We start from the raw sequence: 24,159 nt of genomic DNA, 5'->3' as shown, positions 1-24,159 counted from the left end.
GCGCTTCGCGGACAAGTCCCACAAAAGCAGGGTTGCGCCAGCGACACGCAACGGGGCGATCCGTTGATCCGTGGCCGAATGAATTCGGCCCTACGAGCGCCTGGCGAATGGCTCTCGGGCCTTGCAGGGCCGGCGTATTGGTGTCGTTGCCGATGAGGATGCGCCGGATCAGGCAGAGCCTCTGCAAGGCCGCACCTTCCGCGTAGGGCCGAACTTGTTCGGCCTTTGCCAAGGCCATGTTCCTCTTCGCGGGCATGGCCCGCTCCACTGGGTTGGAGTTCTCTTCTTCAATCCTGCGCGCCCAGCGGGGCCGCCCAGTTGCGTTCTTCATTGATGAAATCGGTCAGTTCGCGCAGGCGACCGTGGTCGCGGCCATTGAATGCAAAGCTCAGGCGCGGCAGCCGTTGCAGTTCGGGCTCATCCAGTTCCATTTCGCAGCAGGCCTGTTGCTCGAAGCGGCCTTGCAGGTACAGGTCGGCGAACTCCCGGTTCATGAAGTCGAGTGCGGCATCGGTCAGCACATGGTTCATGCGCATGACGAAGCGGTCTTTCACCCAGCGGCTTGAGTGGAAATTGCTGTAGAAGGTGTCGATCTCTCTGGCAGCATCCTCGGCATTGTCGACCAGGCGTACCAGGTGCATGTCGCTGGGCAGAATGTAGCGATTGTCCTGCAGTTGGTGGCGCATGAAGCTCAGGGCGTCCTTCCAGAACGTACCGCCGGGTTCGTCCAGCAGCACGATAGGCACCAACGGACTCTTGCCGGTCTGGATCAGGGTCAATACTTCCAATGCTTCGTCCAGCGTGCCGAAGCCGCCGGGGCAAAGAACCAGCGCGTCGGCTTCCTTGATAAAAAAGAGTTTGCGCACGAAGAAGAAATGAAATGACAGCAGCCGGTCAGTGCCGCCCACGGTCGGATTGGCATGCTGCTCGAAGGGCAGGGTGATGTTCAGTCCCAGGCTGTTGTCCGTGCCGGCGCCCTCATGCGCGGCGGCCATGATGCCGCCGCCAGCGCCAGTGATGACCATCAGGTCGTGTCGCGCCAGGTTTGCGCCCAGCTCCCGTGCCAGCGCGTACAGCGGATGTTCGATGGGGGTGCGTGCAGAGCCGAAGACGGTCACCTTGCGGCGTCGCTTGAAGCGGTCGAGCACGCCGAAGGCATGTTCCATTTCGCGCATGGTCTGCAGCAGGATCTTGGCATCCCAGCGGTTGCGGTCCGCTTGCGCCATCCGGATCACGGTGACCAGCATCTCCCGGTAGAGGGGCAGGTTCTGACTGGTGGCCGGTATGACCAGTTCGACCAGCTCGTCTATCTTTTTCGACAGGTCCGCGCCGCTGGTCTTGAAGTGGCGTGAAAGATAATCGTCCGTTTCAAACGGCATGCAGGGGCTCCCTTGACGTATATCTGTGTCAGCCGGTCTGTGGCTGAGCAATCTGCTGATGACTGAAGAAGCGCTGCGACCAGCGTGGAATGCGCTCCGGTGGTGAGACGAGGTGATCTGCGCTCCCATCAGAGTGCGATACGGTCACCGGGTTCGGGAATATTGGCCTGCCAGTCCAGTCGCTCGTCCAGCGCCTTCTGCAGTACCTGCATTTTCTCCAGTTCGCCGTGTATCAGATGCAATTCGGGGCGGGATTTGAAATGGCTGACCCAGTCGATCAACTGGGATTGCCCGGCATGCGCGGAGAAGCCGCCGAGCGTATGGACCTGGGCATTCACCGCGATGCGCTGATGCAGCAGCTTGACGGTCTGCGCGCCGTCGACAATGGTCCTGCCCAGAGTGCCACGCGCCTGGAAGCCCGGAATGACCAGGTGGCACTCCTTGCGCCAGAGGTTGTGCTTGAAGTGATGCAGGATGCGCCCGCCGTTACACATGCCGCTACCGGCGATGATGATGACGCCGCTCTTGAAGCGGTTGATGGTCATCGACTCTTCCGCGCTGGGCGTGCTCTTGAGGATTGGCAGCCACTTTTCGATGCGTTGCCTGCCATTGCCGTTCGGATCGCCCGGCTGGACACCAGCGATGTCCAGTTGCTCCTGGAACAGTGAATAGATGGCGTTCGCGCCGATGGCCATGGGGCTGTCGAGGAATACCGCCTGTTGCGGCAGGCGACCCTGTTGATAGAGCAGGCCGAGATAGTAGATCAGATCCTGCGTGCGACCGACGGCGAAGGAGGGCATCAGCACATTGCCGCCATCCCGGTGAGCCTGCTGCAGGATGTCGGCTAGTTCTTCGATGGTCGTCTGATGGTCGCGGTGATCACGGTCGCCGTAGGTGGACTCCATCAGTACCACGTCGGCTTCGCTCAATGTCGCGGGTTCGTGCATCAGAGGCGAGCAGGCGTTACCCAGGTCGCCGGAAAACACCAGGCGGCGTGTGCGCCCGAAGTCCGTAACATCCGTCTGGACGATGGCCGAGCCGAGAATGTGACCGGCATCGTGGAAGGTCACGGTGACGCCTGGTGCCGCCTCGAAAGGTTCGCCGTAGGATTGCGCCTGGCGCTGTGTGAGCATGCGCTCGGTATCGATTCGGGTGTAGAGCGGCTTGATCGGCGGCTTGCCCAGGCGTGCCCGCCACTTGTTTTCCCACTCGGCGTCCTTTTCCTGGATATGCGCCGAATCGAACAGCATCAGTTCGAGCAGTTTGCAGGTCGCATCGGTTGCATGGATCGGACCTTTGAAACCCTCGGCAACAAGCTTGGGCAGCAGGCCGCTATGGTCGATGTGAGCATGCGACAGGACCACGGCGTTCAGACTTTTCGGATCGAAGGGGAAGGCCGCCCGGTTGCCTTCTTCGTCCTTGCGTCGCCCCTGATGCATGCCGCAATCGAGCAGAACGCGAACCCCGTCATGAGTCTCTATCAGATAGCATGAGCCGGTGACCTGCTGAACGGCGCCGAAGAAACTGAGCAAAGCCATGGTAGGTTCCTGTCTATACGATGAACTCCAGAATGCCCGCTACCCAGGCTTCGTGTCTTGATACATATCAGCGATAGCCGGGCGAGTGCTGTCTAGACTACCGCAACCGCCAAGTTATGGAGCGACCTCATGAATCAACTACTGCCCAGTCTTGCCGAAATGGACCGCCACGCCGAACTTCAACCGGAATTTGGCGTCTGGCGAGCCGGTTATGGTCCGTTCGAGCATTCACTGGAAACCCAGGCGGCGGTTTTTCGTCTGGCCCACCAATTGGTCCAGGCTGGTTTGCAGGAGGATCTTGCCAGCGTGTATCGCCTGCTGCAGGCCATCGACCGGCTGAGTTCTGCGGGGCTCTGGCTGGTGGTGCACATGACTTATGCGCGTCAGGTCCGACTCGATGGCTCGCCGCTGGCAGCCGAGGATTTCAAGCCCTCCCCCGAGGGGCATACGGGCGGTTCGCTGAACATGGTCCCGGCCTATGCCGGCTACCTGGGGCTCAATGCCCTGACAGGAACAACCCGCGCCTGGCTGATGGGGCAGGGCCATTGCGTGGCGGCAATCGAAGCGCTGAACCTGCTCACCGACAACCTGCATCCCGAGCAGGCACAGGCCTATGGTGGCGGTGAGGCGGGCATCAATCGCCTGCTCCAGGATTTCTACGGCTATCACCTCGCGCCTGATGGCAGCCCTGCCGCGCCGCTGGGCAGTCACGTCAATCCGCATACCGCCGGTGGAATAGCCGAAGGCGGCTATCTTGGCTTCGCCGAATTGCAGTACGCGCACATGCCGCTGCCGGGCGAAACGCTGGTGGCCTTTCTTTCGGACGGCGCGGCTGAAGAGCAGCGCGGCAGTGACTGGATTCCACGCTGGTGGCGGGCCGAGGATTGCGGCATGGCGCTGCCGATCATGATTGCCAATGGCCGGCGCATCGAGCAGCGCACCCAGCTCGGCACCGATGAGGGATTGGCAGGGTTCCGCCAGCATCTGAGTGGCTGCGGCTTCGATCCGGTTCTTTTCGATGGTCGCGATCCGGCTGCCTTCGTCTGCATGCTGTGGGAGATGGAGCAGCGCCTGGCCAGGCGCGTCGAGGAAAAGGAGCGGGGCATTCTCAACTACCCGTTGCCCATTCCCTACGGTATCGCCGAGACGGTGAAGGGCTTCGGTTTCTATGGCGCCGGCAGCAATGCCTCGCACAACCTGCCGCTGCCGGGCAATCCGTCCCGGGACGAGGTTTCACGCGATCTGTTCAACGAGCACGTCGCACCACTGTTCGTCCCGCAGGACGAGCTGCGCGCCGCGCGTGAATTGCTGCTCAAGCACCGCCAGGGACGTCCACTGGAGCGCGACAATGCGCTGGCGCGACGTCACCCCGACGAGCCGACGATGCCGGCACTCAACTATCGCGATGACAGCTGCTCGCCCATGACGGCGGTCGATGATTTCTTCGTGGCGCTGACCCGGGCCAATCCGTCGCTGCGCCCGCGTGTCGGCAACCCCGACGAGCTTGCCAGCAACCGCCTGGGTGGCGTGCTCAGGGCGCTCAAGCATCGTGTGATCGACCCGGAAAGCGAGCTTGAGGCGGTCGATGGCCAGATCATTACCGCACTCAACGAAGAGGCCGTGGTTTCCGCCTGCCTGGCCAACCAGGGCGGGCTCAACCTGGTGGCCAGCTACGAAGCGTTCTGCGTGAAGATGCTCGGCGCGGTGCGCCAGTCCCTGATCTTCTCGCGTCAGCAGAAGGAAGTCGGTCGCCCGGCTGGCTGGCTCGGCTGGCCGCTGATCGCGACGTCGCACACCTGGGAAAATGGCAAGAATCAGCAATCCCATCAGGACACCACCTTCTGCGAGGCGCTGCTGGGAGAAATGAACGATATGGTGCGGGTGCTCTTTCCCGCCGACCACAACAGTGCCCTGGCGCTGCTGCCATCGATCTATCAGGCACGAGGTGAGCTGGCCTGCCTGGTGATGCCCAAGCGGGATCGACCGGGGTTCTTCAATCGCGATCAGGCCGAGCAGTTGGCCAGGGATGGCGCGATCGTCGTCGATGAACAGATCGGCGACAGCCCCGTCCTGCTGATCGCCAACGGCAGTTACCAACTGAGCGAAATGCAGCGGGCGGCGCTGCGTCTGAAGGAGGCGGGTGTCGCCTATCGACTGGTTTATCTACAGGAACCGGGGCGTTTCCGCGCACCGCGCGACCGCTGGGAAATCGATGCGCTGGCGGCAGATGGCGTCAGCGAGCGACTGTTTCCCGAACGGATGGCGCTTAGGGTCATGCTGACGCACATGCGCCCCGAGGTGCTGCGTGGCCATCTCTGGCCCATCTTGCCGGATGCGCGTTGCAGCTCGGTGCTGGGTTATCGCAATCGGGGCGGGACGTTGGACGAAGCGGGCATGCAGTTCGCCAACCGTGCCTCTTGGGCGAACGTGCTGGCCGCCTGCGCACGGCTGCTGGGTATGCCGCGCACGGCGCTGCTCAAGGCCGACGAGGCCGCTGCCGTGGCTGGTAAAGGTGATCCAGACGTGCTGCGCTAACAGGCTGCTGCAGTCGAGAGGCCGGGCAGTTCGCACTGCTCCGGCACTTCATGTCTAGCAGTCGCTGGCGCGGTAGCGCTCGCGGGTGATCGGCTTCTTGCTCTGGTATTCGTTGAACTCGAAGCGCAGCACGGCACCCTGGGCCATCAACTGGCGCAGGCCGTCGTTATTGCACACGCTCGATGCCAGTTGGCTACGGACCTGCTGGGGGTTGTCGCGCATCTGCGCGGCATGACGTGGTCGGACGCTCAGGTGGTTGACCAGCTCGTTGCCATCGACGGTGTAGCCTTCGTCAAGAAGGTCTTCATTGATGGCGCGGGGCGTGCCGACGCTGCTTTCGTGAGCGACCTTTTCGAGCAGTTGGGTCAGTGTCTGCTGCTCCTGCGCCGCGGCGATGTGGCTGAAGGGCAGGGCGAGACAAAGTGTGAATAAAGCGGTCGTGCGGTACATGGCGATCTCCTGATGACTGCCGTCGTTCGACCGATGGCTGCCTGCGCGGTTCATTGCCCTTTGCTAGACTGCCGGCCCACTCGCAGCCTCAGTCGTTTCAATACCCATGCCCCATGCCGTAGCCCGTCTGCGCGAGGCGCGCCTTGAGCGCAGCCTCAAGCCCTTCATTGCCAGAGGCTCGCGTGCTCCGCGCTGCGTCCGTTGTCGTGTCCGGGACAGCCACTGCCTGTGCGCCTGGCTACCGCAGGTGGAGGCGCACAGTGTGGTATGCCTGATCATGCACGATATCGAGCCGCTGAAGCCGAGCAACACCGGCTGGCTGATCGCCGACGTGGTCGCTGATACCCATGCCTTCGGCTGGCAGCGCACGGCGGTCGAACCGGCGCTGATCGAATTGCTGGCCGATCCGCAATACCAGCCGTTCGTGGTCTTTCCCGGCGAGTATGCCGCGCCTGAGCGCGTGGTCGAAACGGTTCAGGTCGATACGGGCAAGCGGCCACTGTTCATCCTGCTCGATGCGACCTGGACCGAGGCGCGCAAGATGTTTCGCAAGAGTGCATACCTGAACCGCCTGCCGGTGCTGAGTCTGCAGGCCGAGGTGTTGTCGCGCTATCGACTGAGACGCTCCACGCGCAGCGAACATCTGTGTACCGCCGAAGTGGCGGCGTTGTGTCTGGGGCTTGCGGGTGATGTCCAGGCCTCGACTGCGCTGGACGCCTGGCTCGACGTCTTCACCGATCACTATCTGGCGGCCAAGCATCAGCGCGCGCCCAGTCTGGACGATGCCGCCCATCGGATGCTGGCGGCTAGGTTTTAGATGCTGCTGGCATGACGTCGCTGTCCGTCAGTGGCGGGGCCGGCTTGCGTGGCCAGAGCTGGGCGGCGAGCATGCCGATGAACATCAGGGCGCAGCCGAAATAACCGCGCAGGCTGAGGCTTTCATCGAGAAACAGCGCGCCGGCGATCGCCGCGAATACCGCTTCGAGCGAAAGAATGATGGCCGCGTGGGAGGCAATCGCATGTTTCTGCGCGACGACCTGCAGCGTGTAGCCGACGCCGACGGCGAACATGCCGCCATAGATGAGTGCCGGCGCGGCCAGCCAGATGCTGTTCAGGCTGGTTTCCTCGAACAGCGCCGCCAGTGCCAGGCTCACCACCGCGCAGGTGACGAATTGCACGAATGCCAGACGAATGGCGTCGTGTCGACCGACGAAAAAGCTCACCAGCAGGACGTGGACACCCCAGACGAAGGCGCCGGCCAGCTGGATCCAGTCGCCGGAAGCCACCGTGAAGTCATCACTGATACTCAGCAACGCCATGCCCACGACCGCCAGGGTCGCGCCCAGCCAGGTGCCCATTCCGGTTCTTTGACCGATGATCAGCCCCAGCAGGGGCACCACGATGACGTAGAGTCCGGTAATGAAGCCGGAGTTGGTCACGCTGGTGAACAGCAGGCCGACCTGTTGCAGGTTGATGCCCAGCGTCAGTGCGAGCCCCATGCACAAGCCACCCAGCAGCATGCTGCGTTTGAGGAAGGGTTCGTGCCGTGTGGGGCCGCGGCCCTGGCGCAGCAGCAGCGGCAGCAGAACCATGGCGCCCAAGGCGAAGCGCAGGCCGGTGAACAGGAACGGACCGATGTTATCCATGCCGATCCGCTGCGCAACAAAGCCGGTACCCCAGATCATCGCAGTGATCAGCATCAGAAAGTCGGCGCGAAGGGCCTGGTTGCGCATGTCTGGACTCGTCGGGAAAAGGCGGGAACTTTGCCTCAAAACGATTGACTTGACCACTTATTCCCAGGCCGGCATGCTTGCGCCGCCTGATTTAAATGCGGGTTGCCAATCGAATTCCGGGTGGTGGCGCGATATCATCACGCCATACCATTTCCGAACTATAATTTCGGGCTCCCCCTGACGACAGTCTGTCGGATTCGGCTCAGGCCGATGAAAGCGCCAATAAAAACTATAGGTCTGCCAATGGCTGCTTACGAAATCCTTATCGCCGATGATCATCCACTGTTTCGTAGTGCGCTCCAGCAAGCGCTGACGCTTGGACTGGGGAGCGAGGTACGGCTCTGCGAAGCAGCCAGTATTGCCGAGCTGGAAACATTACTGAACCGAACCTCGGACTGGGATCTGGTGCTGCTGGACCTGAATATGCCGGGCGCCTATGGGTTTTCCGGGCTGGTCCTGCTCAGGGGACAATATCCGCAGTTGCCAGTCGTGATGATCTCCGCCCAGGAGGATGCCGCGGTGGTTGCCCGCTCTCGCGAGTTCGGCGCCAGTGGCTTCATTCCCAAATCCAGTTCGCTGGAGACTATTCAGGAAGCGGTGCGAGCCGTGCTTGACGGCGACGCCTGGTGGCCCAGCAACATTCAGGACGTAGCGCATGTCAGTCCCGAGGCCAAGGCGGCCAGCGAAGGCCTTGCCAGTCTCACGCCCCAGCAGTTCCGAGTGTTGACCATGGTCTGCGACGGTTTGCTGAACAAGCAGATCGCCTATGAACTGAGCGTCTCCGAGGCGACCATCAAGGCGCATGTGACGGCGATCTTTCGCAAGCTCGGTGTTCGCACCCGGACCCAGGCAGCCTTGCTGCTGCAGCAGATGGGTTCCATTCCAGCCAATTGATGACGGCCTGGTTGCCTTGACTGGCGCGAAGCTTCGGTGCATGGCATGCAGTGCCGGCGTTGCTCAGGCAATTGCCGGCAGCACTATTTCGTCGCTGCGCCGCACCCCCTCGGTAAGTGCCTGACACAGTTCGGTAAATTCGCGCATGGCGGCTGTCTGGTACTTCTGCGCATGCCAGATGAAATTGAACTGCCGGGTCAGGTCCAGATCGGGTGTTTCCAGCGCCACCAGACTCCCGCGTCGAAAAGCATCGCGCAGCGCCAGGCGGGATATGCAGCCGATCCCCAGCCCTGACTCGACGGCGCGCTTGATTGCTTCGGTGTGCTCCAGTTCGAGGCGGATATTGAGTCTGAGCGAGTGGCTGTCAATGGCGTGGTCGAAGGTTCGCCGGGTTCCCGAGCCCTGTTCACGCAGAATCCAGGCTTCTCGTGACAAGTCTTCCAGCGTGATCATCGAACGCCCGGCCAGAGGATGCTGCGGCGCGCAGAACACTACCAGCTCATCTTCGACCCAGGGCAGCACCTCTATATCGGGGTGCTGGCAATCGCCTTCGATCAGGCCCAGATCAAGTTCATATTGCGCGACCTGCTGGACAATGTGCGCCGTGTTTTGAACGTGCAGTTTCACCCGGCATTCGGGGTGGCGCTGCATGAAGCTGCCGATCAGCAGGGTCGCGAGATAATTGCCGATAGTCAGCGTCGCTCCGACATGGAGGGAGCCAAAGCCTGTCTTGCCGGCAAGCAGGTCCTCGATGGCCTTGGCCTGGTCGAGCAGGCTCACTGCCTGCGGCAGCAACTGGCGGCCCAGGGCGTTGAGCCACAGGCGTTTGCCGGCGCGGTCGAACAGCTGGCAGCCGGACTGGCGTTCCAGCTCGGCCAGCGAAGTGCTGGTCGCCGATTGCGAAAGCGCCAGGCTTTGCGCCGCGCGTGAAACGCTCTCCTGGCGGGCGACGGAAACGAATACCTGAAGTTGCCTCAAAGTAAAGTGCATATCTATATAACCGATAAAGCATATCGTTAATATTCATTTAACGAATATTAGTCGTCCCGCTAGACTTCGCATAGATTTGATGCGCCATCGCGCACTAGAAGGGGTATTCATACATGAGCAACCTGAACGTCGAGCGAGTCCTCAGTGTGCATCACTGGAACGACACGCTGTTCAGTTTCAAAACCACCCGCAATCCCGGGCTGCGCTTCGAGAATGGCCAGTTCGTAATGATCGGCCTGGAGGTGGCAGGCCGCCCCCTGATGCGGGCTTACAGCATTGCCAGTCCGAACTACGAAGAGCACCTGGAGTTCTTCAGCATCAAGGTGCCGGATGGGCCGCTGACATCGCGTCTGCAGCATCTCCAGGAAGGGGATTCGCTGATGATCAGTCGCAAGCCGACCGGCACCCTGGTGCTCGATGATCTGCTGCCGGGCAAGCACCTGTATCTGCTCAGTACCGGTACCGGTCTCGCACCTTTCATGAGCGTCATCCAGGACCCGGAAGTCTATGAGCGCTTCGAGAAGGTCGTGCTCGTACATGGTGTGCGCTACGTCAACGAGGTCGCCTACCGTGATTTCATCACCAGCCATCTTCCGCAAAACGAGTTTTTCGGCGAAGCGCTGAAGGAGAAGCTGATCTACTACCCGACGGTCACGCGCGAACCCTTCGAGAATCAGGGCCGGCTCACCGATCTGATGCGCAGTGGCAAGCTGTTCCGTGACATCGGCCTGCCACCGATCAATCCCGAGGATGACCGCGCGATGATCTGCGGCAGCCCGAGCATGCTGAGCGAAACCAGCGAAGTGTTGAACAGCTTCGGACTCAAGGCTTCGCCGCGAATGGGCGATCCGGGGCATTACCTGATCGAGCGGGCCTTCGTCGAGAAGTAGCAGCTCGCACGTATTGACGAAGGCTGGCTGGCGCGATGCGTCTGCCGGCCTTTTTCATAGATAGGCCGCGCAACATTTCTTGAACTTCTGCTCGCTGCCGCATGGGCAGGGATCGTTCCGGCCTGCTTTCAGCGCAACGGTCGGATCGATGAAATACCACTGGCCGCCATGTTGCACAAAAGCCGAACGCTCGTGTTGGGCGTGCTCTCCCGTCTGGTCGTGCCAGCGGGCGGTGAAGGTCACCAGAGCATGTTCCGGCTGGCCGCCGAGTACCTGGCTATGCTCCACCTCCAGCCCCAGCCAGGTGCTGGCGGCGCTCCAGTCTCGCATTGACTGCAGGTCCAGCGATGCTTGCTGGGCAGGCAGGGTGGTAGCCTGCAGGTAATCGATCAGGCCCAGTACATAGGCGCTGTAACGCGAGCGCATCAGCAATTCCGCGCTGGGTGCCGGTGCTCCGGCGTGATAGCGCCCGCAGCAGGCACCGAGTATGTCGCCGCTGCCGCAGGGGCAACTGGCATTGCCGGGATTCTCAATGTTCATCGTTCACTCACTATCAGTCTTGTTTCGGCAGCTGTGGATCAGACCCGGTTTGCACGTCAACGATTCGGAACCTGCTAGCGCCCAGGCGGGTCACACATGCAGTGAGCAGGGCCTGTTCGTTCGTTGTTGCGGCCTGCGCGTCTTTTTGCAGCCTCTATGGGCTTAAAGACTAGCGCGGCGGCGCTTGCCGGCCTAGTCTCGTTCTAACTGGAGCCGCTTGTGCTTGCTGCATGCGCTCTAGCCGATTTCAAACCAGGAGGCTTTACCGATGAGTAGCTTACGGACAGCAGTACCCGTGATTGTAATGACCACCTTTCTGGCCGGTTGTGCAGGAGTACAAAAACAGGATTGGCCCACCTGCGCTGCGGTCGGCGGCGTGACGGGGGCGGCCCTGGGCGCGATAGAAAGCAGTACCTACACCGGTTACGGGGCGTTGATTGGTGCAGGCGTAGGCGCGGCTTATTGCTGGGCCAACGGCACCGAGGAGCAGACCGTCGCGCTGGTCGAGACGGTCGAACCCACCCCGGTTGCCGAGCCGGAACCCGAGCCGATGGCCGAGCCTGTGCGTGTCGAACTTGACGTCAAATTCGATTTCGATCGCGCCGTGGTCAAGCAGGACAGCATGAGCGACATCCAGGATCTGGCGGACTTCATGAAGCAGTACGGCCAGACCTCCACCGTCGTTGAAGGCCACACCGACTCGGTAGGCACTGACGCCTACAACCAGCGCCTGTCCGAGCGTCGGGCCAATGCCGTGCGCGATGTGCTGGTCAATCAGCACGGCCTCGATGCCAGCCGTGTCGACGCAGTCGGCTATGGTGAATCCCGCCCGGTTGCCGACAACTCGACCGCGGAAGGCCGCGCCATCAACCGCCGCGTGGAAGCCGAGGTAGAAGCGCGTCCTTGACGGACTGGTGAAACCACGAAGCCGGGCACCTCGCCCGGCTTTTTCATGCGTGAAAAAAACTGTTAGAACAGCGGACGAGCACTGGCCAGCACCACCACGCCCAGCCCCAGCAACAGGTTGATGCCTACCAGCCGGCGAATGCGCCCCAGGGTTGCGCCGCCTTCAGGCCAGTTCTGCGCGGCAATTGCGCGCTTGAGTTGGGGAAGCTGCAGCATCTGGATGCGCAGGAACAGCGCCAGCATGACCAGGAACAGGCCCGCCATGACATGCACATAGCGAGGCGCCGCGACCAGGCTGTCGAAACGCATGTGCCAGAGGCCGATACCGCTGATCGGCAACAGCAGCACCGCGGCCCAGACCCACTGGAAGAAACGACGAAATACCTCGGCCCAGAGTTTCAGGCGTTCGGGCGGCTGCAGTTCGGACACGGCGGCAGGGCGCAGCACCATCCAGGCGAAGAACATGCCGCCTACCCAGACCATGGCGGCCAGTACATGCAGCGAATAGAGCAGGGCGAAAGGGGTCATGGAAATCTCCGGTGGCAGTTGGGGAAACGCGCGCTATCATAGCCATCCCTTCGAAGTACTGAAAATATATACAGCCCCCACGCCCATGCTCAGCACTGAACTCAAGACCCAGATCCAGGGCGCCTACTCCCGCTTTCTCGAGGCCAAAAACCTGAAGCCTCGTTATGGCCAGCGCCTGATGATTGCCGAGGTGGCGAAAGTGCTGGGCGCGATCAAGGCTGACGACGAAGGCCGTCGTGATGGCGAACCTGCAGTCGTCGCGGTCGAGGCCGGCACCGGGACCGGCAAGACGGTCGCCTACAGTCTGGCGGCGATTCCTGCGGCCAGGGCGGCTGGCAAGCGGCTGGTCATCGCCACCGCCACGGTCGCCTTGCAGGAGCAGATCGTGCACAAGGATCTGCCGGATCTGATGCGCAACAGCGGCCTGAACTTTTCCTTCGCGCTGGCCAAGGGGCGTGGTCGCTATCTGTGCCTGTCCAAGCTCGATGTGCTGTTGCAGGAAGGCCAGGCGCAAAGCGCCACCGCTCAGCTGTTCGAGGAGGAGGGCTTTCGCATCGATGTGGACGAGCGCAGCCAGAAGCTCTTCGGCAACATGATCGAGAAGCTCGCCGGCAATCGCTGGGATGGTGACCGCGACAGCTGGCCGGAAGAACTGGCCGACCCCGACTGGGCGCGATTGACTACCGATCACAGTCAGTGCACGGGTCGCCACTGCCCGAATTTCCAGCAGTGCGCCTTCTACAAGGCCCGCGAAGGCATGACCAAGGTCGATGTGATCGTGACCAACCACGACATGGTGCTGGCCGACCTGGCGCTGGGCGGCGGCGCGGTACTGCCCGATCCGCGTGACACGCTTTATGTGTTCGACGAAGGCCACCATCTGCCGGACAAGGCCATCGGCCATTTCGCCCATTTCACCCGCCTGCGCTCCACGGCAGACTGGCTTGGCCAGGTCGAAAAGAATCTGACCAAACTGCTGGCCCAGCATCCCTTGCCAGGCGATATGGGGCGATTGATCGAGGCGGTGCCGGAAATCGCCCGCGATCTGCGCGGCCAGCAGCAGTTCATGTTCAGCGCCTGCGAACAGCTGGCCGATTTCAAGGCCGGCGAGGACATGGAGGGCCGAGAGCGGCCCAGGCACCGGTTCGTTGGCGGCGTGGTGCCCGAGCATCTGCTTGAAATGGGCGTCGAGCTGAAGAAGGGTTTTTCCAAACTGACCGATCTGTTCACGCGCCTGGCCGAGCTGCTCAAGGAAGCGATGGATGGCGAGTCCGGGGTCGGCATTGCCAGTCATCAGGCCGAGGAATGGTATCCGCTGTTCGGCAGCCTGCTGACACGTGCCCAGGGCAACTGGGAGCTGTGGACCGCATTCACCGTCGACGATCCCGAAGACAGTCCGCCGATGGCCCGCTGGCTGACGCTGGCCGAGGGCGGCGCGCTGTTCGATATCGAGGTCAATGCCAGCCCGATCCTCGCGGCTGAAACCCTGCGGCGCAATCTGTGGAACGTCTGCTACGGCGCGCTGGTGACTTCCGCGACGCTCACCGCGCTGAACAGTTTCGACCGTTATCGCATGCGCGCCGGCCTGCCGCGCTGCGCGGTGACCGCCGTGGTGCCGAGCCCCTTCCAGCATGCCGACGCCGGCGTGCTGCGGGTCCCTGATCTGAATGCCGATCCGCGTGACGCCACGGCGCATACCGCGGCCATCGTGCGCGAACTGCCGCAACTGGTGGAAGGTTCACGCGGCACTCTTGTGCTGTTCTCGTCGCGCAAGCAGATGCAGGATGTATTCGATGGCCTGGAGCGCGACTGGCGCAAGCGGGTGCTTATCCAGGGCAACCTGTCCAAGCAGGAAACCCTCAACAAGCACAAGGCGCGTGTGGACGAGGGCCAGGACAGTGTGCTCTTCGGGCTGGCCAGCTTTTCCGAGGGGGTCGATCTGCCCGGCGCTTACTGCGAGCATGTGGTGATTGCCAAAATCCCCTTTGCGGTGCCCGACGACCCGGTCGAGGCGGCGCTGGCGGAGTGGATCGAGGCGCGCGGCGGCAATCCGTTCATGGAGATCGCAGTGCCGGATGCCTCCCTGCGCCTGGTGCAGGCCTGTGGTCGGTTGCTGCGTAGCGAAGAGGATCGCGGCACCATAACCCTGCTCGACCGGCGGGTGGTGACCCAGCGTTATGGCAAGGCGATTCTCAATGCGTTGCCGCCGTTTCGCCGGGAAATCGGCTAGCAGGCCCGCTGAATATTATCGGAGAAGCGAACACATGCAGATTCAGGGCTATTTCGATTTGCGTTTCGAGGCGGTCAGGGACTGTTTTGAGGAATTGTTCGAACAGACCGGCCAGCGTGGCGCGGCGGTTTGCGTGATGATTGGCGGTGAAACCCTGGTCGATCTCTGGGCCGGCAGCGCCGACAATGCCGGCGAGCAGGTCTGGCAAAGTGACACCCTGGTCAATCTGTTTTCCTGCACCAAGACCCTCACCGCCGTGGCGGCGATGCAGTTGGTGGAGGAGGGCAAGCTCCAGTTCGATGCACCGGTTGCACGGTTGTGGCCCGAATTTGCCGCAAACGGCAAGCGGGACATCACCCTGCGCCACTTGCTCAGCCATCAGGCCGGGTTGCCGGCGATTCGTCAGCCGTTGCCCGCTGAGGCGCTGTACGACTGGGACACCATGGTTGCCGCGCTGGCCGCCGAGCGCCCGTGGTGGACGCCGGGCGAAGGGCATGGCTACGCCGCGATCACCTATGGCTGGCTGCTGGGCGAGCTGATTCGTCGCGCCGATGGGCGTGAGCCGGGCGAGGCGATAGTGGCGCGCATCGCCCGCCCGCTGAATCTGGATCTGCATATCGGGCTCGATGCCGCCGAGGACCATCGTGTCGCCTACCTGACACGGCAGAAGAACAACTTTGGCGATGAGGCCAGCCAGCGCCTGCTCAAGGCGATGATGGGCGATCCGCAGTCGCTCACGGGGCGGGCCTTCACCAATCCGCCGTCGGTCATGAACAGCGCCAACAAGCCTGAATGGCGACGCATGACGCAGCCTGCGGCCAACGGGCATGGCAATGCGCGCTCACTGGCAGGCTTTTACCAGGGGCTGCTGAACGGCGACCTGCTTGATCCGATGTCGCTTACGGAAATGACACGCGAGCACAGTATCGGCGAAGATCGCACCCTGCTGGCGCGCACCCGCTTCGCTCTGGGTTGCTGGCTGGACCAGCCGGGTGTGGCCAATGCTACCTTCGGCATGGGGCCGGGCGCCTTTGGCCATCCGGGCGCGGGCGGCTGCATTGGCTTCGCCGATCCGCAGCGTGAACTGGCATTCGGTTTTGTCACCAATACCCTGGGGCCTTATGTGCTGATGGACCCGCGAGCGCAGCGTCTGGCGCGGGTGGTGAACGCCTGTCTGGGCTGAGCCGCTCGTCTGTTTGTGCCAACACGACTTTTCAGAACAAGGACCTGCGTCCACAATCTGAAGCAAATCCTTGCTTAAGCTGTCCCACCCGTTATCTGCCGCATCAACATTCACATTCATGGAATCCGCTACATGAACCTGCTGAAAAGCACCTCCCTGATCCTGCTCATGATCCTTGCCGGCTGCAGTTCCAAAAGCGAGAAGCCAACCGAAGCGGCGGCGCTGCCGGAACCGGTGATCGATCATGCCTGGCTGGATGACTACGAGCCACGCCTGCGCGATGCCCTGAAAGAAAGCCGTTTCGAAGTCGAGCGGCGCAAGGAAGGGATGCTGGTGGTCACGGCACCAGTGGATGCCAGCTTCAACCCGGATCGCCCTGGCATGTTGCTGCCAGTGACGCTGGGGCCGATCAGCCGCGTGGCGAAGATGGTCGAAGGGGATGAGAAAACTGCAGTCGTGGTGCTGGGGCATGCGGACAGCACGGGTTCGCTGGAAATCAATCGCACCATCAGTCGCCAGCGCGCGGGTGCCGTGGCGGCTATCTTCCGCCTCAGCGGGCTCAAGCATGACCGGTTGCGCATTCGGGGCATGGGCTCGGATATGCCGCGAGCGTCGAACGAGCATGAAGAAGGCCGCGCGTTGAATCGTCGCGTGGAGATGATGCTTGCACCGCAAGCCACGCTGCTCGCCCTGATCAGTCAATACAATACGCCGCCGACCGAGCAGACTCAGGTCGCAGCCGCCGAGGTGAGCAAGGCCAAGTAACCCATGCCGTTGCTGCCTTGTGCAGGCAACTGTTTGGGTTTGTTTTGCGCTGAGTCAAGCGGAGTATGGCGCCAAACCGACTAAGCTTCGACTCCGACTGTTTCAGGAATGCCTGCGATGACCCAGACCCTGGCCGATATGCGCCGCGACTACACGCGTAATGGACTCAGTGAAGCCAATGCGCCGAACGAGCCTTTCGGCCTGTTCCGTCAGTGGTTCAGCGATGCCGTGCAGACCGAGCAGTTGCCGGTCGAGCCGAACGCCATGACCCTGGCCACGGTCGATGCCCAGGGTCGTCCGCATTGTCGCGTGCTGCTGCTCAAGGCGCTGGACGAACGCGGCTTCACCTTTTTCAGCAACTACGAAAGCGCCAAGGCCGAACAGCTTGAGGTCTGCCCGTTTGCAGCGATGACCTTCTTCTGGCCTAGCCTTGAACGGCAGGTGCGCATCGAGGGGCGAGTCGAGAAGGTCAGTGCTGCCGATTCGGACGCCTACTATCAGGTACGACCGCTGGGCAGTCGCCTGGGTGCCTGGGCTTCGCCGCAAAGCCGGGTGATCCGTGATCGAGCCGAACTGGAGCGGATGCTGGCCGAAGCCGAGCAGCGGTTTCTCGACAAACAGCCGCATTGTCCGCCGCACTGGGGCGGTTATCGGTTGCTTCCGGAACGGATGGAGTTCTGGCAGGGGCGTTCGAGTCGGTTGCATGATCGACTCAATTACCGGCTCGTTCAGGTGTGATTTTCCAGCTCCCGTTCCAGCCAGCTTTGCAAATCCTTTCTTTTGACTTTCGCCGCTTTGGCGGCTGCCAGTCTTTCCAATATCCAGGTGCGTCTATCCGGGTCATTCCCTGCCAGGGAAAGTGCCAGGTCGCGGTCGGCCCAGCGTCTGAAACGCACGAACAGCCAGGCATGAAATGCCAGGCCGGCAATGGTGGTGACGGCTATGATGAAGTAATCCATGGAGAAGTCTCATGAGTTGCAGAGGGCTTTTCGCCTGTGCGGGGCGCTATAGCCTCGGGTACAGTAGGGCCTTGCCAAGGTCTGTTATGTTTCATCGGACCGGGATGAAGGACCAGGATAGCCTGAACATGCTGAGTCAGGACGAGTCTGTTGCCAAGGGATTCTTCGCCACAGGCCTACCCAGCGCCGGGTCAATATCGTTTCAGGAGAGTACATATGCGCAACCCTGTCTTAGTTGCTTCGTTCACCGTCATGGCGCTGGCCGTGGGCGGTTGTACATCCAATCTGACCGGTGATTCCTATTCCCGCGATGAAGCGCGAACGGTGCAGACCGTTCGCTATGGAACCATCGAGTCGCTCCGTCCGGTCCAGATCGAAGGGACCAAGACGCCCATAGGCGGCGGCGCTGGCGCCGTTGTGGGTGGCATAGCTGGCAGTGGTGTCGGTGGTGGACGTGGCAGTGCGGTGGCCGCCGTGATCGGTGCGGTGGCTGGCGGCATGCTGGGTGCCGCAGCGGAAGAAGGTATCACGCGCACCCAGGGCGTCGAGATTACGCTGCGTGAGGACGATGGCAGCCTGCGTGCCTATGTGCAGCAGGTCGAGCCCAATCAGGTATTTCGAGTGGGCCAGCGGGTGCGGGTCATGACCGTCAATGGCACCAGTCGTATAGCGCCCTGATACTTTCGGCTGGTGCGGTGGTTTTGTACCGCTCCAGTTGTTAGGTTGAGCCCGTCATGCGAAGAAGTGCGATCCACGCAAGCGGATCGCGCTTTCGTTTTTAGAAATATATCAATCCATGACGTTACGGTAGTCGGTGTGGATAATCGTCGCACGCCGTCATGCCTCTTTGGGCTGAGTGCTGGCCTACCAAAGGATATAACCGCTGCGCACTTGCGCGGCTCAAGGGGTTTTGCTCATGGCGCTTGCGCTGATAATCGCTCTGCCATTCCTCGGAATCTGCCTGCCGTTGCTGTTCGAAAGGCTTGGCCGGTCCGCCTGTGCTTTCGGTGCAGGCCTGGCTCCACTGGCGGCGCTGATTCTCCTCATGACCAAACGTGCCGCGGTGTTCGACGGCGAAGTCGAAGTGCAGATGTTGCCCTGGCTATCGGAGCTCGGTCTGAATCTGAGCCTGAGGCTCGACGGGCTGGGCTTCCTGTTTGCCCTGTTGATTCTGGGCATTGGCTTGCTGGTCATTCTCTATGCGCGTTACTACCTGTCGAAACATGAGCCGATGGGGCGCTTTTACAGTTTTTTCCTGCTGTTCATGGGCGCGATGCTTGGCGTGGTGCTGTCCGAAAACCTGTTGCTGATGCTGATGTTCTGGGAGCTGACGAGCCTCTCTTCCTTTCTGCTGATCGGCTTCTGGAATCATCGCTCCGATGCGCGCCAGGGCGCTCGCATGGCGCTGGCGGTGACGGGGGGCGGCGGGCTGGCATTGCTGGCCGGCATCCTGCTGATCGGTCATATCGTTGGCAGCTACGAATTGAGTGCGGTGCTGGTCTCCGGCGACCTGATTCGGGCGCATGCCTTGTATCCGTTGACGCTGATTCTGGTGCTGCTCGGGGTTTTCACCAAGTCCGCACAGTTCCCGTTCCATTTCTGGCTGCCGCAGGCGATGGCCGCGCCGACGCCGGTTTCGGCCTTTCTGCATTCGGCCACCATGGTCAAGGCCGGAGTGTTCCTGCTGGCGCGCTTGTATCCGGCGCTGTCGGATTCGGAGTGGTGGTTCTACCTGGTCAGCATGACCGGGCTGGCAACGCTGCTGATCGGCGCCGTGATGGCGCTGTTTCAGCACGATCTCAAGGGGCTGCTGGCCTACTCGACCATCAGCCATCTGGGGCTGATCACCCTGTTGTTCGGTCTCGACTCGCGGCTGGCGGCGGTGGCGGCGATTTTTCACATCATCAACCACGCCACCTTCAAGGCCTCGCTGTTCATGGCCGCAGGGATCATCGATCACGAGACCGGAACCCGCGACATGCGGCGTATCAACGGCATGCTGAAATACATGCCGCACACGGCAGTACTGGCGATGATCGCCTCGCTGGCGATGGCCGGCGTGCCCCTGCTCAATGGTTTCCTGAGCAAGGAAATGTTCTTCGCCGAGACCCTCGACCAGCATCTGCTGGGCAGCTTCTACTGGACCATCCCGGCGCTGGCGACCCTGGCTGGCGCTTTCTCGGTAGCCTATTCGCTTCGCTTCGTGCATGACGTGTTCTTCAATGGCGAGCCGATCGACCTGCCCAAATACCCACCGCATGAGCCGGCGCGCTACATGAAGATTCCGGTGGAGATCCTGGTGCTGCTCTGCCTGATGGTCGGCATGTTGCCGGCCTACACCGTGGCGCCTCTGCTGGCGACTGCGGTTGCCGGAACCCTGAATGGCACGGTGCCCGAATACAGCCTGTCGATCTGGCACGGCTTCAACCTGCCGCTGTTGATGAGTTTTGTCGCGTTGCTCGGTGGGGTGCTCATCTATGGACTGCGCAAGTGGATATTCCTCTGGTACGAAGGGCTTCCCCGGGTCGATTCGCTGGAGGTTTTCAGGCGTGTGATCAGCGACCTTACCGCAGGCGCGCGCTGGGTGACCGAACGCCTGGAGAACGGTTCATTGCAGCGCTACCTGATGCTGGTACTGTTCAGTTCGCTGCTGTTGGTGATCTATGCCCTGACGCCGCTGAAGATCTTCAGTGGTCCGGTTGCACTCACCCCTCTGGATATCATCACTGTCGGCGGAATGGCGATCCTCAGTCTGGCATCGCTGCTGACAGTGCTTTTCCACCGTCGGCGACTCGTGGCGCTCATGGTGCTGAGCGTGGTCGGGCTGATGGTGGCGCTGGCCTTCGCTCGCTATTCGGCGCCAGACCTCGCCTTGACGCAACTGTCGGTCGAGGTGGTGACCATCATCCTGCTCATCCTGGCGCTGTTCTTCATGCCTGACCGAACTCCGGCGGAGTCGAGCAGCCTGCGCAGCTTCCGTGACCTGATCCTTGCCGGCAGTTTCGGCACCATGATCGCCTTGCTCACGTATGCGGTACTGACGCGGCCTTACGAGAGCATCGCATCCTTCTTTCTGGAGAACAGCGTTTCGGGTGGCGGCGGCACCAACGTGGTCAACGTGATTCTGGTGGACTTCCGTGGCTTCGATACGCTCGGCGAAATATCGGTCCTGGCCATCGCTGCGGTGGGCATCTATGGATTGCTCTATGGATTGCATCTGCCCCATCCGCTGCGTGACTACGGCGGTAGGCTGTGGAGCACCGACAGCCACCCGATGGTCCTGGACACACTGGCCCGTGCGTTGCTGCCGATGGCCTTGCTGATTTCCGTGTTCATTTTCCTGCGTGGGCACAACCTGCCGGGTGGCGGTTTCATTGCAGGCCTGATTACGGCGGTCGCATTGATCCTGCAATACATTTCCCACGGCGTGACCTGGGCGCAGCAGCGCCAACCCTTCAGCTACCACGGCATCGCCGGCCTCGGTGTTCTCACCGCAGGTCTGACCGGGTTGGGCAGCTGGCTGTTCGGTTATCCGTTCCTGACCTCAGCCTTCGACCATTTCCATCTTCCATTCATTGGTGAGTTCGAGCTGGCTACGGCCATGCTGTTCGACCTGGGCGTATATCTGGCGGTAGTCGGTGCAACCCTGCTGATCCTGTCCAATATCGGCCACGTCAGCCAGGATGAATCGTGCAAGGAGGTGCTCTGATGGAAGCTGTACTGGCGATAACGCTGGGAATCATGATGGCCAGCGGTGTCTATCTGCTGTTGCGTGCGCGAATATTTCCGGTGGTGATGGGGCTGACGCTCATATCCTACGCTGTGAACCTGTTCATTTTTTCCATGGGCCGGCTGACCACGGGCATGCCGGCTGTCATCGGCAGAAGCGCGGAATATGGCGATCCGCTCCCGCAGGCGCTGGTACTGACCGCCATCGTCATCGGCTTTGCCATGACTGCATTTGTCGTGGTGCTGTCTCTGCGTGGTCTGGGTGAGCTGAAAACCGATCATGTGGACGGTCGGGAGCCGCGCGAATGAATCATGTGTTGATCCTTCCGATCCTGCTGCCGTTGCTCGTCGGCAGTCTGCTGTTGCTGACCCATAGAATGGGTACGCCTTTCAAGCGTCTGCTGTCCTTGCTGGCGACCTGGTTGCTTGTGCCGCTGGCCCTGTGGCTGCTGCTGCAAGCCAATAGCGGAACGCTGTTCGTCTACCAGCTTGGCAATTGGTTGCCACCGTTCGGCATCATGCTGCTGCTCGATCGCCTGAGTGCGATGATGCTGTTGGTGACGGCAGTGCTGGCGGGCTTTGCGGTTCTTTACGCCTCGCGTGGAGACGATGAAAAAGGCCCGAATTTCCATGCGCTGTTCCAGTTTCAGCTGGCTGGCATCAACGGCGCCTTCCTGACTGGTGACCTGTTCAACCTGTTCGTGTTCTTCGAGATCCTGCTGATTTCATCCTATGCGCTGTTGCTGCATGGCAACGGGGCGAAGCGCGTGCAGGCCGGTATTCACTATGTGGTGTTGAACCTGCTGGGTTCGGGGTTGTTCCTGATCGGGGTCAGCATGCTGTACGGCCTCACCGGAACCTTGAACATGGCCGATCTGGCCATCCGGGTCGGCGCGACCGATCCTGCCGATGCACCCCTGCTGGCGGCGGCGGGCTATCTGCTGCTGATCGTATTTGCGCTGAAAGGTGCGATTCTGCCGTTGTACTTCTGGTTGCCGCGCGCCTATGCCGCGGCGACGGCACCGGTTGCGGCGCTGTTCGCGATCATGACCAAGCTCGGTCTGTATGCGATTGTCCGGGTATTCACGCTGGTTTACGGCAGCGAGGCAGGCATCCTGAACAATATGGTGCTCGACTGGCTGTGGCCGCTGGCGATGCTCACCCTTGCCGCTGGCGTGCTGGGCGCGCTCGCGGCGCGCAATCTGCAGATGCTGTTGGCGTATCTGGTGGTGGTTTCGGTGGGAACCCTGCTGGCCGGGTTTGCCCTGGGCACCGAGCAGGGCCTGAGCGCTGCGCTCTACTACCTGCTGCACAGTACGCTGGTCGCCGGTGGGCTGTTCCTGCTGGCGGATCTGATTGCCTGTCAGCGGGGTGAGAAGGGCTCAGAGCTGGTATCGGCGCCAGCGCTGAGGCAGCCGTTGCTGCTGGGGGCGCTGTTCTTTTTTGGTGCCATTTCGGTTGCCGGACTGCCACCTTTTTCCGGCTTTCTGGGCAAGGTGATGCTGTTGCAGGCGGTATCGCCCGGTAACGGCGCCCTGGCGCTCTGGCCTGTGGTGCTGGTGGGCGGGCTGGGCATGGTAATCACCCTGAGCCGCGCTGGGAGCACGATCTTCTGGCGACCGAGCGATGCGGTAGCAGAGGTTGTAGGGGCGCCGTCCGATTCGCTGCGCTTGCTGGCGACTCTTGGCTTGTTGCTGGGCAGCGTGCTGCTGGTCGTTTCCGCACAGCCGGTGCAGGCGTATGTCCAGGCCACGGCTGCACAGTTGTTCGACCTCGGTCCTTATCTGCAGATCATTCAGGGAGGTGGTGCATGAAGAGGTTCCGTCTGCTGCCCAATCCCATGCTGACGCTGCTGTTGGCTGCACTCTGGCTGCTGATGAACAATACCCTGGGGGTCGGTCACATCGTACTGGGGTTGTTCCTCGGCTGGGTGATCCCGCTGTTGGTCGCAGGCTTCCTGATCGATGTGCCGCCTGTGCGCAAGCCGCTCAAGCTGTGCCTGTTCATGCTGATGGTGTTCTATGACATCGTGATCGCCAACATTCATGTGGCCAGGCTGGTGCTCGGGTCGAAGGAGAAACTGCAGCCTGCGTTCATCGAAGTGCCGATGCTGATTGAAAACGAATTCGTACTGGCGACGCTGACCAGCATCATCTCGCTGACGCCCGGTACAGTATCGGCTGGCCTCAGTGCCGATCACAGGAGCTTGCTTCTGCATGCGCTGGATGCACCCGATATAGAGACGGTGGTCACCGAGGTGAAGAGCCGCTATGAGGCGCCGCTGCTGGAGATTTTCGAATGCTAGCCTACGTGATTCTCTTCTGTATGGGCCTGCTGGGTGTGGCGGTGCTGCTCAATCTCATTCGCCTGGTCAGGGGGCCGGACATGCCAGACCGGGTGCTGGCGCTCGATACGCTGTATATCAATGGCCTGGCGCTGATCGTGCTGTTCGGTATCTGGCTGGCTTCCGATCTGTTCTTCGAGGCCGCGCTGCTGATTGCGGTGATGGGCTTCGTCAGTACCGTTGCGGTAGGCAAGCATTTGCTGCACGGCGACATCATCGATTGAGGAGAGCACATGCCGTTCTGGATTGAATTGCTGGTCAGCGTCTGTCTGATCGTCGGAAGCATCTTTGCGCTGATCGGAGCGATAGGCCTGTATCGCCTGCCCGACTTCTATACTCGTCTGCATGGGCCGACCAAGGCCACCACCCTCGGAGTGGGCGGGATACTTGTCGCCTCGATGCTTTTCTTCAGCTATCAAAACGATGGCCTGAGCCTGCACGAACTGCTGATAACCCTGTTCCTGTTCATCACCGCCCCGGTCAGCGCTCACATGCTGGCCAAGGCGGCCATGCAGCAGAAGCTGTTCAGCGTCGAGCGCACCAAGGGCCGGCCTTGGGATTGAACG

Annotated in this window: 24 protein-coding genes; 16 read left to right on the top strand and 8 right to left on the bottom strand. The window is 61.5% G+C overall.

What is annotated here, in order from left to right:
* Positions 1–287 precede the first annotated feature (287 nt).
* Both G7020_RS08215 and G7020_RS08210 read right to left on the bottom strand, forming a co-directional pair.
* Entirely contained in the window at positions 288–1,379 is a 1,092-nt protein-coding gene (locus tag G7020_RS08215) for a TIGR00730 family Rossman fold protein (RefSeq protein WP_181083588.1), read from the bottom strand.
* Between the two features lie 128 nt (positions 1,380–1,507).
* Positions 1,508–2,917 (bottom strand): MBL fold metallo-hydrolase RNA specificity domain-containing protein, encoded by a 1,410-nt coding sequence (locus tag G7020_RS08210; protein WP_181083586.1) that lies wholly within the window; start codon positions 2,915–2,917, stop codon positions 1,508–1,510.
* Between the two features lie 129 nt (positions 2,918–3,046).
* On the opposite strand from G7020_RS08210, the gene G7020_RS08205 reads away from it, so the two are divergent.
* The gene (locus G7020_RS08205) at positions 3,047–5,452 is read left to right on the top strand and encodes a xylulose 5-phosphate 3-epimerase (RefSeq protein WP_181083584.1); all 2,406 of its coding nucleotides are present in this window, start codon (positions 3,047–3,049) and stop codon (positions 5,450–5,452) included.
* A 54-nt stretch (positions 5,453–5,506) separates the two neighbouring features.
* On the opposite strand, the gene G7020_RS08200 is transcribed toward G7020_RS08205, so the two are convergent.
* On the bottom strand, positions 5,507–5,902 hold the full coding sequence (locus G7020_RS08200; protein WP_181083582.1) for a PA3611 family quorum-sensing-regulated virulence factor: 396 nt from the start codon (positions 5,900–5,902) through the stop codon (positions 5,507–5,509).
* Positions 5,903–6,008: 106 nt separating this feature from the next.
* Here G7020_RS08200 and G7020_RS08195 point away from each other — a divergent pair, with 106 nt between their 5' ends.
* Entirely contained in the window at positions 6,009–6,719 is a 711-nt protein-coding gene (locus tag G7020_RS08195) for a tRNA-uridine aminocarboxypropyltransferase (protein WP_181083580.1), read from the top strand.
* Here G7020_RS08195 and G7020_RS08190 read toward each other — a convergent pair.
* Positions 6,709–7,635, bottom strand: coding sequence for a DMT family transporter (locus G7020_RS08190; protein WP_181083578.1), 927 nt, complete (start codon positions 7,633–7,635; stop codon positions 6,709–6,711). The two genes, G7020_RS08195 and G7020_RS08190, sit on opposite strands and share 11 nt — an antisense overlap.
* A 243-nt stretch (positions 7,636–7,878) precedes the next feature.
* On the opposite strand from G7020_RS08190, the gene erdR reads away from it, so the two are divergent.
* The gene (gene erdR, locus G7020_RS08185) at positions 7,879–8,529 is read left to right on the top strand and encodes a response regulator transcription factor ErdR (protein ID WP_181083576.1); all 651 of its coding nucleotides are present in this window, start codon (positions 7,879–7,881) and stop codon (positions 8,527–8,529) included.
* A 63-nt stretch (positions 8,530–8,592) separates the two neighbouring features.
* Here the strand turns inward: erdR and G7020_RS08180 are convergent, their stop codons facing one another.
* The gene (locus tag G7020_RS08180) at positions 8,593–9,519 is read right to left on the bottom strand and encodes a LysR family transcriptional regulator (RefSeq protein ID WP_181083574.1); all 927 of its coding nucleotides are present in this window, start codon (positions 9,517–9,519) and stop codon (positions 8,593–8,595) included.
* Between the two features lie 113 nt (positions 9,520–9,632).
* Here G7020_RS08180 and fpr point away from each other — a divergent pair, with 113 nt between their 5' ends.
* On the top strand, positions 9,633–10,409 hold the full coding sequence (gene fpr / locus G7020_RS08175) for a ferredoxin-NADP reductase (protein ID WP_181083572.1): 777 nt from the start codon (positions 9,633–9,635) through the stop codon (positions 10,407–10,409).
* Between the two features lie 54 nt (positions 10,410–10,463).
* Here fpr and G7020_RS08170 read toward each other — a convergent pair whose 3' ends face one another.
* Positions 10,464–10,949: a YchJ family protein gene (locus G7020_RS08170; RefSeq protein ID WP_181083570.1), complete on the bottom strand. Its 486-nt coding sequence runs from the start codon at positions 10,947–10,949 to the stop codon at positions 10,464–10,466.
* A gap of 304 nt (positions 10,950–11,253) precedes the next feature.
* On the opposite strand from G7020_RS08170, the gene G7020_RS08165 reads away from it, so the two are divergent.
* Positions 11,254–11,856, top strand: a complete 603-nt coding sequence (locus G7020_RS08165; protein ID WP_181083569.1) for an OmpA family protein — start codon at positions 11,254–11,256, stop codon at positions 11,854–11,856.
* Positions 11,857–11,918: 62 nt separating this feature from the next.
* Here the strand turns inward: G7020_RS08165 and G7020_RS08160 are convergent, their stop codons facing one another.
* Positions 11,919–12,383 carry a CopD family protein gene (locus tag G7020_RS08160; RefSeq protein WP_181083568.1) on the bottom strand — a complete coding sequence of 155 codons (465 nt, stop codon included), beginning with the start codon at positions 12,381–12,383 and terminating at the stop codon, positions 11,919–11,921.
* 85 nt (positions 12,384–12,468) lie between these two features.
* Here G7020_RS08160 and dinG point away from each other — a divergent pair, with 85 nt between their 5' ends.
* From dinG to pdxH, 4 genes are all read left to right on the top strand, one after another.
* Positions 12,469–14,613 (top strand): ATP-dependent DNA helicase DinG, encoded by a 2,145-nt coding sequence (dinG, locus tag G7020_RS08155; RefSeq protein WP_181083567.1) that lies wholly within the window; start codon positions 12,469–12,471, stop codon positions 14,611–14,613.
* A 34-nt stretch (positions 14,614–14,647) separates the two neighbouring features.
* Positions 14,648–15,796, top strand: a complete 1,149-nt coding sequence (locus tag G7020_RS08150) for a serine hydrolase domain-containing protein (protein ID WP_181083566.1) — start codon at positions 14,648–14,650, stop codon at positions 15,794–15,796.
* A gap of 132 nt (positions 15,797–15,928) precedes the next feature.
* On the top strand, positions 15,929–16,561 hold the full coding sequence (locus G7020_RS08145; protein WP_181083564.1) for an OmpA family protein: 633 nt from the start codon (positions 15,929–15,931) through the stop codon (positions 16,559–16,561).
* Positions 16,562–16,678: 117 nt separating this feature from the next.
* Positions 16,679–17,299 carry a pyridoxamine 5'-phosphate oxidase gene (gene pdxH, locus G7020_RS08140; protein ID WP_181083562.1) on the top strand — a complete coding sequence of 207 codons (621 nt, stop codon included), beginning with the start codon at positions 16,679–16,681 and terminating at the stop codon, positions 17,297–17,299.
* Here the strand turns inward: pdxH and G7020_RS08135 are convergent.
* Complete coding sequence (locus G7020_RS08135; protein ID WP_181083560.1) at positions 17,290–17,520, bottom strand: hypothetical protein; 231 nt, start codon at positions 17,518–17,520, stop codon at positions 17,290–17,292. The two genes, pdxH and G7020_RS08135, sit on opposite strands and share 10 nt — an antisense overlap.
* A 216-nt stretch (positions 17,521–17,736) precedes the next feature.
* On the opposite strand from G7020_RS08135, the gene G7020_RS08130 reads away from it, so the two are divergent.
* The 7 genes from G7020_RS08130 to G7020_RS08100 all read left to right on the top strand — a co-directional run bounded on the left by G7020_RS08130 (position 17,737) and on the right by G7020_RS08100 (position 24,156).
* Complete coding sequence (locus G7020_RS08130; protein WP_181083558.1) at positions 17,737–18,198, top strand: hypothetical protein; 462 nt, start codon at positions 17,737–17,739, stop codon at positions 18,196–18,198.
* A 238-nt stretch (positions 18,199–18,436) separates the two neighbouring features.
* Complete coding sequence (locus G7020_RS08125; protein ID WP_181083556.1) at positions 18,437–21,229, top strand: monovalent cation/H+ antiporter subunit A; 2,793 nt, start codon at positions 18,437–18,439, stop codon at positions 21,227–21,229.
* Complete coding sequence (locus G7020_RS08120) at positions 21,229–21,558, top strand: Na+/H+ antiporter subunit C (RefSeq protein WP_181083553.1); 330 nt, start codon at positions 21,229–21,231, stop codon at positions 21,556–21,558. The genes G7020_RS08125 and G7020_RS08120 overlap by 1 nt, the downstream gene beginning before the upstream one ends.
* Positions 21,555–23,063 (top strand): monovalent cation/H+ antiporter subunit D, encoded by a 1,509-nt coding sequence (locus G7020_RS08115; protein WP_181083551.1) that lies wholly within the window; start codon positions 21,555–21,557, stop codon positions 23,061–23,063. Before G7020_RS08120 ends, G7020_RS08115 begins: the two co-directional genes overlap by 4 nt.
* Positions 23,060–23,554, top strand: a complete 495-nt coding sequence (locus tag G7020_RS08110; RefSeq protein ID WP_181083549.1) for a Na+/H+ antiporter subunit E — start codon at positions 23,060–23,062, stop codon at positions 23,552–23,554. The genes G7020_RS08115 and G7020_RS08110 overlap by 4 nt, the downstream gene beginning before the upstream one ends.
* Complete coding sequence (locus tag G7020_RS08105) at positions 23,548–23,817, top strand: K+/H+ antiporter subunit F (protein ID WP_181083547.1); 270 nt, start codon at positions 23,548–23,550, stop codon at positions 23,815–23,817. The genes G7020_RS08110 and G7020_RS08105 overlap by 7 nt, the downstream gene beginning before the upstream one ends.
* A 9-nt stretch (positions 23,818–23,826) precedes the next feature.
* Positions 23,827–24,156, top strand: coding sequence for a Na+/H+ antiporter subunit G (locus tag G7020_RS08100; RefSeq protein ID WP_181083545.1), 330 nt, complete (start codon positions 23,827–23,829; stop codon positions 24,154–24,156).
* The last annotated feature ends 3 nt before the right edge of the window (positions 24,157–24,159 follow it).

This window comes from Stutzerimonas stutzeri (assembly GCF_013522825.1).
GTDB lineage: Bacteria > Pseudomonadota > Gammaproteobacteria > Pseudomonadales > Pseudomonadaceae > Stutzerimonas > Stutzerimonas stutzeri_AK.
The sequence above is the reverse complement of the archived record's forward strand: the minus strand, read 5'-3'. Positions and strand labels throughout refer to the sequence as shown.

Excerpts from the sequence above, each read along its gene's own strand:
- G7020_RS08190 (WP_181083578.1), bottom strand. The coding sequence starts at position 7,635 with ATGCGCAACCAGGCCCTTCGCGCCGACTTTCTGATGCTGATCACTGCG.
- G7020_RS08120 (WP_181083553.1), top strand. The coding sequence starts at position 21,229 with ATGGAAGCTGTACTGGCGATAACGCTGGGAATCATGATGGCCAGCGGT.
- G7020_RS08210 (WP_181083586.1), bottom strand. The coding sequence starts at position 2,917 with ATGGCTTTGCTCAGTTTCTTCGGCGCCGTTCAGCAGGTCACCGGCTCA.
- G7020_RS08200 (WP_181083582.1), bottom strand. The coding sequence starts at position 5,902 with ATGTACCGCACGACCGCTTTATTCACACTTTGTCTCGCCCTGCCCTTC.
- G7020_RS08110 (WP_181083549.1), top strand. The coding sequence starts at position 23,060 with ATGAAGAGGTTCCGTCTGCTGCCCAATCCCATGCTGACGCTGCTGTTG.
- G7020_RS08105 (WP_181083547.1), top strand. The coding sequence starts at position 23,548 with ATGCTAGCCTACGTGATTCTCTTCTGTATGGGCCTGCTGGGTGTGGCG.
- G7020_RS08135 (WP_181083560.1), bottom strand. The coding sequence starts at position 17,520 with ATGGATTACTTCATCATAGCCGTCACCACCATTGCCGGCCTGGCATTT.
- G7020_RS08180 (WP_181083574.1), bottom strand. The coding sequence starts at position 9,519 with ATGCACTTTACTTTGAGGCAACTTCAGGTATTCGTTTCCGTCGCCCGC.
- G7020_RS08130 (WP_181083558.1), top strand. The coding sequence starts at position 17,737 with ATGCGCAACCCTGTCTTAGTTGCTTCGTTCACCGTCATGGCGCTGGCC.
- G7020_RS08115 (WP_181083551.1), top strand. The coding sequence starts at position 21,555 with ATGAATCATGTGTTGATCCTTCCGATCCTGCTGCCGTTGCTCGTCGGC.
- dinG (WP_181083567.1), top strand. The coding sequence starts at position 12,469 with ATGCTCAGCACTGAACTCAAGACCCAGATCCAGGGCGCCTACTCCCGC.
- pdxH (WP_181083562.1), top strand. The coding sequence starts at position 16,679 with ATGACCCAGACCCTGGCCGATATGCGCCGCGACTACACGCGTAATGGA.
- G7020_RS08195 (WP_181083580.1), top strand. The coding sequence starts at position 6,009 with ATGCCCCATGCCGTAGCCCGTCTGCGCGAGGCGCGCCTTGAGCGCAGC.
- G7020_RS08160 (WP_181083568.1), bottom strand. The coding sequence starts at position 12,383 with ATGACCCCTTTCGCCCTGCTCTATTCGCTGCATGTACTGGCCGCCATG.
- G7020_RS08170 (WP_181083570.1), bottom strand. The coding sequence starts at position 10,949 with ATGAACATTGAGAATCCCGGCAATGCCAGTTGCCCCTGCGGCAGCGGC.
- G7020_RS08100 (WP_181083545.1), top strand. The coding sequence starts at position 23,827 with ATGCCGTTCTGGATTGAATTGCTGGTCAGCGTCTGTCTGATCGTCGGA.
- G7020_RS08205 (WP_181083584.1), top strand. The coding sequence starts at position 3,047 with ATGAATCAACTACTGCCCAGTCTTGCCGAAATGGACCGCCACGCCGAA.
- G7020_RS08215 (WP_181083588.1), bottom strand. The coding sequence starts at position 1,379 with ATGCCGTTTGAAACGGACGATTATCTTTCACGCCACTTCAAGACCAGC.
- G7020_RS08165 (WP_181083569.1), top strand. The coding sequence starts at position 11,254 with ATGACCACCTTTCTGGCCGGTTGTGCAGGAGTACAAAAACAGGATTGG.
- fpr (WP_181083572.1), top strand. The coding sequence starts at position 9,633 with ATGAGCAACCTGAACGTCGAGCGAGTCCTCAGTGTGCATCACTGGAAC.
- G7020_RS08145 (WP_181083564.1), top strand. The coding sequence starts at position 15,929 with ATGAACCTGCTGAAAAGCACCTCCCTGATCCTGCTCATGATCCTTGCC.
- G7020_RS08125 (WP_181083556.1), top strand. The coding sequence starts at position 18,437 with ATGGCGCTTGCGCTGATAATCGCTCTGCCATTCCTCGGAATCTGCCTG.
- erdR (WP_181083576.1), top strand. The coding sequence starts at position 7,879 with ATGGCTGCTTACGAAATCCTTATCGCCGATGATCATCCACTGTTTCGT.
- G7020_RS08150 (WP_181083566.1), top strand. The coding sequence starts at position 14,648 with ATGCAGATTCAGGGCTATTTCGATTTGCGTTTCGAGGCGGTCAGGGAC.